Source organism: Inquilinus sp. (assembly GCF_057815775.1).
In genome coordinates this window covers 1-2,372 of record NZ_JBYRFX010000539.1, presented here as the reverse complement: position 1 = coordinate 2,372, position 2,372 = coordinate 1, and the positions used below count along the sequence as shown (strand labels likewise).

At 71.1% G+C, this 2,372-nt stretch carries 3 protein-coding genes; all 3 read right to left on the bottom strand.

Annotated elements, in window-relative coordinates; genetic code table 11:
• The coding region (locus tag AC3XYG_RS18925) for a class II aldolase/adducin family protein (protein ID WP_489141411.1) at positions 1-375 on the bottom strand (375 nt) is incomplete at its 3' end.
• Positions 372-1,343, bottom strand: coding sequence for a D-isomer specific 2-hydroxyacid dehydrogenase family protein (locus tag AC3XYG_RS18920; protein WP_489141410.1), 972 nt, complete (start codon positions 1,341-1,343; stop codon positions 372-374). The genes AC3XYG_RS18920 and AC3XYG_RS18925, both read right to left, overlap by 4 nt.
• Positions 1,340-2,341 carry an ABC transporter substrate-binding protein gene (locus tag AC3XYG_RS18915; protein WP_489141409.1) on the bottom strand — a complete coding sequence of 334 codons (1,002 nt, stop codon included), beginning with the start codon at positions 2,339-2,341 and terminating at the stop codon, positions 1,340-1,342. The genes AC3XYG_RS18920 and AC3XYG_RS18915 overlap by 4 nt, the downstream gene beginning before the upstream one ends.
• Between the last annotated feature and the right edge of the window lie 31 nt (positions 2,342-2,372).

Below are 2,372 nucleotides of genomic sequence, written 5' to 3'. Positions count from 1 at the left end.
ATAGGTCGAATGGGTGTGGGCGGCGGCGATCACGTCCGGCCGCGCCTTGTGGATGGCGGCGTGGATGACGAAGGCGGCCTCGTTGATCGGCTGGTCGCCCTCGACGATCTCGCCATGCTCGTTGACCAGCTGCAGGTCGGAGACGCGGATCTGGCCGAAATGCTTGCCCAGCGGGTTGACCCAGAAATGGTCGGTCAGCTCCGGGTCGCGGGCGGTGATGTGGCCGGCGAGGCCCTGGTCGAAGCCGCGGCGGGCGAAGATCCGGAAGGCGGCGGCGAGGCGCTGCTTGCGGTGCAGCCGCTCCGCCTCCAGCGAATTGTGCTTCGGCAGGGCGAAGAAACTGCGGGCGCGCTCGGCGACGGTGGCTTGGGTCATGGCTGAAATCCTTTGGCGTCAATAGCCGCGAACGGGGTCGACCAGGTCGGCGAGCCGGTCACATAGCGGTCGAGATTGTCGAGGATCTTGCGCGCCAGCCGCTCGTCGCCGCCGGGCGCGTTCCAGGAGACATGCGGCGTCAGCCGCACCTTGGGGTGGCGGTACAGCGGGTGGCCGTCCGGCAGCGGTTCCGGGTCGGTGACGTCGAGCGTGGCGGCGGCGAGACGGCCGTCGTCCAGCGCGTCGATTAGCGCCTCCTGGTCGACCAGCCCGCCGCGGGCGATGTTGACGAGGTGCAGTCCCGGCTTGGCGTGGGCCAGCGCCTCGCGGCCGATCAGCTTCGCGGTCTGCGGCGTCAACGGCACCGCCAGCACCAGGTGGTCGGCTTCGGCCAGCAAATCCTGCAGGCTCCAGGCCGACACCACGGAGGGGTCGCCGGTGTCGGCGCCGCCGCGGCGCAGGGCCGTCACCCGCAGCCCGAAGGCCTGGGCCCGGCGCGCCACCGCCCGGCCGATCGAGCCGAAGCCGACCAGGCCGAGCGTCTTGCCCTCCAGCCCGCCGAGCGGCGCCTGGCGCCAATCCGCGGCGTCGCGGACCCGCAACTCGTCCAGCCGCTTCTCGTGCAGCAGCACGGCGGCCAGCACATATTCCGCGATCGGCACCGCATTGACGCCCCGGCCGCAGGTCACATGCGGCCCGTCGAACAGCCAGGGCGGGAACCAGTCGACCCCGGTCGAGGTCACCTCGACCCAGCGCAGCCCGAACGGCCAGCCGCGCGGCCGGCGGGCCGGTGCCTTGAACCAGCCGGCCGAGGGCTTGGTCAGCAGCACCTCTGCCCCATCGGGCACCGCCCAGGGCGCCGCATCCGTCTCGCCGCGCAGCAATTGCGGCCGCGAGGCATGGCCGGCGATCCGCCCGGTCACCGCATCCGGCAGATGCGAGACGATGCGCGGCACATGCGCGATCATGCGGCCTTCGCCAGCAGGTCGCCGTAGCGGCGGTCGAACAGTGGCGCGACATCGATCGGGCCGGGCACCAGCCCGAGTTCGATGAAGGTGTCGGCGACGGCCTGGACCGAGGCGACGGCGTCGTCGGTCACCGGCCGCAGATCGTTGGGCTGGCTGGCGTTGCGCAGCTGGCCCAGCACGATGTCGCGCGGCACGCCGATGGCGTCGCTGAAGATGGTGGCCCAGTCGTCGAGATGCGCCTGCTGCCAAGCCCAGGCCCGCTTCATCCGCAGGAGGTAGTCGCCGATCGCGGCCGACAGCGCCGGGTCGGCCAGCGCCTCTTCCCGCACCGCATAGATGTAGTTGCCGGAGAGGTAGCCATTGGCGGTGACCAGCACCCGCGCGCCGGAGGCAGCAATGGTGATCGGCACGGAATAGCCGTAGATCGCCCAGGCATCGATCGCGCCCTGGTCGAAGGCGGCGCGGCCGTCCGCCGGAGTCAGCGGCACGCCGGTGATGTCGGCGAAGGACAGGCCGGCCGCCTTCAGAATCCGCGCCAGATAGTATTGCGTGGTGGTGGCCCGGACATAGCCGACGCGCTTGCCGGCAAGGTCGGCCGGGGTGCGGATCGGGCTGTCCTTCGGCACCAGCACGACCTGGTTGTTGACGTCGTCGGCGATGATGGCGACCGCCTTGATCCGGGCGCCGGAGGCGGCGGCGAAGACCGGCGGGATCTCGCTCATCGACCCGACATCGATGGCCCCGGCGTTCATCGCCTCGACGATGACGTTGCCCGACGGGAATTCGCCGAAGGTCACGGCATAGGGCGTGTCGAGCTGCCCGGCGGCACGCAGCAGATTATCCTCGCGGCCCTTGTACTTGGCCGCCCGCACGGTGACGCCGGCGAGATCGGCCGTTGTCGCGGCTCGCGACAGGCCGGCGGCCGCCAGCGTCAGCAGGCCGGCACCGCCGGCGAGGAGGGAGCGGCGCGACAGGGGAAGGAGAGGAAGGAAGGGCACAGGCGATCCTTCGATGGGGCGATATCGGGAG